The 6,143-nt window shown below is 64.6% G+C and carries 5 protein-coding genes and 1 pseudogene; all 6 read right to left on the reverse strand.

What is annotated here, in order from left to right:
- Positions 1-5: 5 nt before the first annotated feature.
- Positions 6-328, reverse strand: a pseudogene (locus tag VK804_RS29900) (D-alanine--D-alanine ligase); the annotation flags it as partial.
- A gap of 153 nt (positions 329-481) precedes the next feature.
- Positions 482-1,471 (reverse strand): D-alanine--D-alanine ligase family protein, encoded by a 990-nt coding sequence (locus VK804_RS29905; RefSeq protein ID WP_325751887.1) that lies wholly within the window; start codon positions 1,469-1,471, stop codon positions 482-484.
- A 116-nt stretch (positions 1,472-1,587) separates the two neighbouring features.
- Positions 1,588-2,508: a UDP-N-acetylmuramate dehydrogenase gene (gene murB / locus VK804_RS29910; protein WP_325751888.1), complete on the reverse strand. Its 921-nt coding sequence runs from the start codon at positions 2,506-2,508 to the stop codon at positions 1,588-1,590.
- A 2-nt stretch (positions 2,509-2,510) separates the two neighbouring features.
- Complete coding sequence (murC, locus tag VK804_RS29915) at positions 2,511-3,914, reverse strand: UDP-N-acetylmuramate--L-alanine ligase (RefSeq protein ID WP_325751889.1); 1,404 nt, start codon at positions 3,912-3,914, stop codon at positions 2,511-2,513.
- A gap of 193 nt (positions 3,915-4,107) precedes the next feature.
- Positions 4,108-5,217 carry an undecaprenyldiphospho-muramoylpentapeptide beta-N-acetylglucosaminyltransferase gene (gene murG / locus VK804_RS29920; protein ID WP_325751890.1) on the reverse strand — a complete coding sequence of 370 codons (1,110 nt, stop codon included), beginning with the start codon at positions 5,215-5,217 and terminating at the stop codon, positions 4,108-4,110.
- A 113-nt stretch (positions 5,218-5,330) separates the two neighbouring features.
- A partial coding sequence (locus VK804_RS29925; protein WP_325751891.1) for an FtsW/RodA/SpoVE family cell cycle protein occupies positions 5,331-6,143 on the reverse strand: 813 nt, incomplete at its 5' end.

The raw sequence follows: 6,143 nt of genomic DNA on the forward strand, positions 1-6,143 counted from the left end.
GGGCCTCAGCGATCGCAGCGATCGGTCGAGGCGTCCTGCACCATGCATTGCACGAGCTCGTCACATGTTGCCCGCAAAGACATTGCGGGTTCTGGCACAAATGACGTCTCGGTCATGCCGGGTTGGGTACTGACCTCAAGCCTGAAGAGGCCACCTGTCCCCTCGATGCGGTCGCAGAAAGCGGAAATCCGCAACAGCTCACGCCCCGGCAGCCAAGCGCCACCTGCGCCGCCAGCGTTAACCTTCGGACTTCCTGGTAAACAAAGCGTAAAGCAGGGGGACAAGCGGCGCGATTTGATCTGCCGTCTGAATAGTTTGCCGGGCAATCGTTCCAATTTTACTTAATGGGGCGATTTCGGTCGGCACCGCCGAATTCCGGGACAATCGACCTATTTCCAGCAATATTATTTCGTTGTCGGGCGGACCCTCGGGGCGGTTATGGTTAAAACGGCTGGGAACTGCGAGCGACGGGGCACTCCCGCTACTTCCCCGCGCGCCTCGCGGCCAGCGCGATCTGATCCCTCAGGAAATCGGCGAATTCGATACCTTGCGCCATCAGCGCCTTCGGATAGAGCGAGGCCTTGGTCAGGCCGGGCAAGGTGTTGGTTTCGAGAAAAACCGGACCCTGCCTGGTCACGATGAAATCCGAACGGGAATAGCCGCTGCAGGACAGCGCCTTGTGGGCGCGTACGGCGCGATCCATGATTTCTGCGTTGACGTCGGCTGCGAACCGGGCGGGACAGATTTCCTGCGTCGCCTTGGCGATGTATTTGGCCACATAATCGAACGCACCCTCGGCCGGGATGATCTCCACCGGCGGCAGCGCGATCACAGAACCATCCACTTGCTCCAGCACGCCGCAGGTCGCTTCCACGCCTGCGATGAACGGTTCGATCACATATTCTTCGGTGCGCGCCGCATTGCGAACGGCGACGAGATCCTGTTTGGCGTTGACGAAGATCAGGCCGTAACTCGATCCATCCCGCGCCGGCTTTGCGATCAGCCGGCCGTGCGCGGCGAGCGCCGTCTCGATGTCTTCCACCGCCACGGCGTCCGGAGCCTTCAACCCTGCAAGCGCGGCGAAGCGCTTGGCGGCCACCTTGTCGAAGGCAAGATGCGACGACGCCGAGCCGGAGCCGGTGAAGGCAAGCCTGCGCATCTCGCACATCGCCTGCAGCTCGCCGTTCTCCGCGGTGCCGCCGTGCAGGCCGAGCACCAGCACGCGGTCCTCGGCGCTCGCTTTGTCGAGTGCCGCTTCGATGTTGCCGAGGCTTGGCGTCGCCGGCTTGAATGGGACCTCGAACGGCCGCATGTGTTTCAGCAGCGCCTCGGAGGCGGCTTCATGCACGGTGTCGTCGGCATCCCAGAACCACAGATCGGCTTCGGGCAACGCCGAACACAGCGCCTGCGCCGAGGCCACCGACACCAGGCGCTCCTTGTTGGTGCCTCCGAACAGAATGGTTGTCCGCATCAGTTCTTTCTTTCGTCATTCCGGGGCGATGCGAAGCATCGAACCCGGAATCTCGAGATTCCCCGATGTGCAACTGCACATCTGAGGTTCGCCCTTCGGGCGCCCCGGAATGACAATTACGGGGCGATCCCGATCCGCTTGATTTCCCAGTGTAGCTCAATTCCGGAATTTTCCTTCACCCGCGTGCGAACCGTCTCGCCAAGGGTCTCGATATCATGGCCGGTGGCGTTGCCGGTATTGATCAGGAAATTGCAGTGCATTTCCGACACCTGCGCGCCGCCGACGATGAGGCCGCGGCAGCCGGCGGCGTCGATCAGCTTCCAGGCGCTCTGGCCGGGCGGATTCTGGAAGGTCGAGCCGCCGGTCTTTTCGCGGATTGGTTGCGCGGTCTCGCGGTGGGTCTGCACCTCGTTCATTCGCGCACGGATCGCTTCGGGTGAAGCGATCCGCCCGCGAAATCGCGCCGCGGTGAAGATGATGGACGAATCGACGCCGCTGTCGCGATAGACGAATTTCATCTCCGCATTTGCAAAGGTATGTCGCCTGCCGTCGCGGCCGATACCGGTGGCCTCGATCAGCACATCTTTGGTCTCGGCGCCGTTGGCGCCGGCATTCATGCGCAGCGCGCCGCCGACGGTGCCGGGAATGCCGAAGAAAAATTCGAGCCCACCGAGATTGGCCGCGGCCGCCGTCTCCGCCACGCGCTTGTCGAGCGCAGCCGCACCGGCGCTGACGACATCGCCCGCAGCGCCGGTCTCGCCAAAGCCGCGCGGCGACAACCGGATCACCACGCCCGGAATGCCGCCGTCGCGCACGATCAGATTGGAGCCGACGCCGACGACATACAGCGGCAGCTCACGCGGCAGATGCTCGAGGAAATAGGCCAGGTCATCCTCATCCGCCGGCGTGCACAGCACCTGCGCCGGACCGCCGACCCGGAACCAGGTCAATTCCGCAAGCGACTGGTTCGCCAGCAGCCGTCCGCGCAAGGAAGGCATCGCGGCCTTGAGGTCGGGCGTGATGTCGGGAAAGGTCACCGCTAGTCCAGCGCCTTCAATTCGCCGGGCAGCGCGTAGGCCCATTGCGTGATGTTGCCGGCGCCGAGGAGGACCACGAGATCGCCGTGGCCGGCGAGGGCCTTGACCACGCCGGCGAGATCGGCGGATTTCTGCAGCGGGATGACTTCGCGATGGCCATGGGCGCGCAGGCCGAGCACGAAATGATCGCGGTCGATGCCCGCGATCGGCGCCTCGCCGGCCGGATAGACTTCGGCGACGACGACGGTATCGGCGTCGTTGAAACAGGTGCAGAATTCCTCGAACAGCGACTGCAGGCGGGTGAAGCGATGCGGCTGCACCACGGCGATGATTTTTCCATTGGTGGATTCCCGCGCGGCCTTCAGCACGGCGGCAATTTCGACGGGGTGATGGCCGTAGTCGTCGATCACGGTGACGCCGTTCCATTCGCCGGTTTTGGTGAAGCGCCGTTTGACGCCGCCGAAACCCGCGATCGCCTTGCGGATCATCGCATCCGACAGGCCGAGTTCATGGGCGACCGCGATCGCCGCGGTGGCGTTGAGCGCGTTGTGGCGCCCCGCCATCGGCAGATGCAGATCGGCGATCTCATGCGACGCGTCGGTCTTGCGGTTGCGAAATGCGACCTTGAATTTCGATCCGCCGCCCATCGGAACCAGATCGATCAGCCGCGCGTCGGCCTGCGGATTTTCGCCGTAGGTGACGATGCGGCGATCCTCGATCTTGCCGACGATGCTCTGCACCACCGGATGATCGATGCACATCACGGCAAAGCCGTAGAACGGCACGTTCTCGACGAAACTGCGGAACGCGTCCTGCACCGCCTCAAACGTCTTGAAGTGATCGAGATGTTCGGGATCGACATTGGTGACGATCGCAACGTCGGCCGGCAATTTTAAAAACGTGCCGTCGCTCTCGTCGGCTTCTACGACCATCCACTCGCCGGCCCCGAGGCGGGCATTGGTGCCGTAGGCGTTGATGATGCCGCCATTGATTACGGTGGGATCGAGGTTGCCGGCGTCGAGCAGGGCCGCCACCATCGAGGTCGTGGTGGTCTTGCCATGGGTGCCGGAGATCGCCACGCAGCTCTTCAGCCGCATCAGTTCGGCCAGCATCTCGGCGCGGCGCACCACGGGAATGCGTTGCGCGCGCGCCGCCATCAATTCGGGATTGTCGCGCTTGATCGCGGTCGAAACCACGACCACGTCGGCGCCGTCGACATTCTCGGCCTTGTGGCCGACCGATATCCTGATGCCCTTGTCGCGCAGCCGGCTGACATTGGCGCCCTCGGAGGCATCGGAGCCCTGCACGGTGTAGCCGAGATTGCACAACACCTCGGCGATGCCGCTCATGCCGATGCCGCCGATCCCGACGAAGTGGATGGGTCCGATCTCGCGCGGCAGTCTCATGAGGCTGTTCCTGTCATTGCGCGTACTGGATGCCCCGCTTTCGCGGGACATGACAAGGGTTTTTTCCGTCATTCCGGGGCGCTCGCAAGACGAGCGAACCCGGAATCTCGAGATTCCGGATCAGCCCGCGGAGCTTGTCATCGGGCCGCGCTTCGCGCGGACCCGTTGGCGGCCTGTCCGGAATGACTTGACGTCAGATTCCGGCGACTTTGACCACCAGATCGGCCAGCCGCTCGGCGGCGTCGAGTCGTCCGGCGCTGCGGGCGGCTGACGCCATCGTGGTCAGACGTGCGGGCTCTGCCGCGAGCGCGGAGATTTCCGCGGCCAGCCGGTCGGGCGTGAATTCGGCTTGCGGAATCCGCAAAGCCCCGCCGGCCTGCGCCAGCACGCCGGCATTGGCGAACTGGTCCTGGTCGATCGAGCCGGGCAGCGGCACCAGGATCGAGGGACGGCCGATGGCGGCGAGTTCGGCCACCGTGCCGGCGCCGGAGCGCGAGACCGCCAGATGGTTGGAGGCGAGCCGTGCCGGCAAATCGGTGAAGAACGGCGCCAACTCGGCATTGATCTTGAGCCGGTCATAGACCGCGCGGACCCGCGCCATGTCCTCCTCGCGCACCTGCTGGGTGAGCATCAATCTGCTCCACAGCGCAGGCTCCAGCCGCTCGATCGCCGATGGCACGATGTCGGCCATCACGCGCGCGCCCTGGCTGCCGCCGACCACCAGCAATCGAAATGGCCCGGCCGGTTCAGGCGCAACATATTTCACCGCGGCCGCGGCGAGGATGGCGGGACGCATCGGCGTGCCGACCGTGGTGGTCTTGCCCGAAAGCTGGGGATCGCGGTCGAGCACGCCCGGCAGCGAGGTCGCGATCGCGCTGACGCGGCCGGCGAGAAACCGGTTGGCGCGGCCGAGCACGGCATTGGCATCGTGGATGATGCCGGGCACGCGCAACAGCCGCGCCGCCAGCAACGGCGGCACCGTCGGGTAGCCGCCGAAGCCGACCACGGCCGCAGGCTTCAGCCGCCGCATCAGGTTGAGCGAGACCGCCATGCCGGCCGCGAGCATCGCAGCCGTATAGGCGAGTTGCCATGGCGTGCGGCCGCGCACGGTCTCGCTCGGCACCACGTCGATCATGTCCTTGGAGAACAACCCGCTGTAGCGCAGCGCGCGCTGGTCGGTCGCGAGCCGCACGCGAAACCCGCGCCGGATCAGTTCGACGCCGAGCGCCTCGGCGGGAAACAGGTGCCCGCCGGTGCCGCCCGCGGCCAGCAGGATGAGAGGAGCGTTTGTTGAAGCGATCATCGCGAGCTAACCCGTCATTGCGAGCGAAGCGAAGCAATCCATCTTGCCGGACGAAGAAAGAATGGATTGCTTCGTCGCTTCGCTTCTCGCAATGACGAAAAGCTACTGCAAGGTCAAGCGTAACTGCCCGCCGCGTTGGCGTCGCCGATCGAATCCATCTCGGTGCGCGGCCGCTGCCTGGTCAGCGCCAGCATCATGCCGACGCCATAGGCCAGCGAAACCATCGAGGAACCGCCATAGGAGATGAACGGCAGGGTCATGCCCTTGGCCGGGATCAGCTGCAGATTGACCGACATGTTGATCGCCGCCTGCACGCCGAACAAAATGGCCAGACCCGAGGCGGCGAACCGCGCGAACATATCCTCGGTCGCATAGGCCCGCGACAGCGCGCGGATAACCACGAAAGCGAACAGCGCCAGCAGCACCAGACAAAGGATGATTCCGAACTCCTCTGCCGCCACCGCGAACACGAAATCGGTGTGGCTGTCCGGCAGACTGCGCTTGGCGATGCCTTCGCCGGGCCCGAGCCCGAGCCAGCCGCCATTGCCGAAGGCCTCCATCGCGGTATCGACCTGAAAGGTGTCGCCGGAAGCGGGATTCATGAAGCGTTTGATGCGCCCCGCCACGTGCGGCACGAACAGATAGGCGCCGAACAGTCCGGCGCTTGCGGCGCCCGCAAGCCCCAGCACCCAGATCATTCGCATGCCGGCGATGAAGAACAAGGCGCCCCACACCATCAGGATCAGCATGGTCTGGCCGAAGTCCGGTTCCATCACCAAGAGCGAAACCAGCATCAGCAGAAGCACCAGCGCCATCGAGGTCGCCGGCATCTCTGGGCGCCGCGCCGATTCCGCAAACAACCATGCCGCCAGCACCACGAAAGCGGGTTTTGCGGATTCGGAGGCCTGGATGTTCACGCCGACGAT

Source organism: Bradyrhizobium sp., assembly GCF_035484855.1.
Taxonomy (GTDB): Bacteria; Pseudomonadota; Alphaproteobacteria; order Rhizobiales; family Xanthobacteraceae; genus Bradyrhizobium.

Bases quoted from the DNA above. Each gene is read 5' to 3' on its own strand.
- VK804_RS29905 (WP_325751887.1), bottom strand. From the start codon at position 1,471: ATGCGGACAACCATTCTGTTCGGAGGCACCAACAAGGAGCGCCTGGTG.
- murC (WP_325751889.1), bottom strand. From the start codon at position 3,914: ATGAGACTGCCGCGCGAGATCGGACCCATCCACTTCGTCGGGATCGGC.
- murG (WP_325751890.1), bottom strand. From the start codon at position 5,217: ATGATCGCTTCAACAAACGCTCCTCTCATCCTGCTGGCCGCGGGCGGC.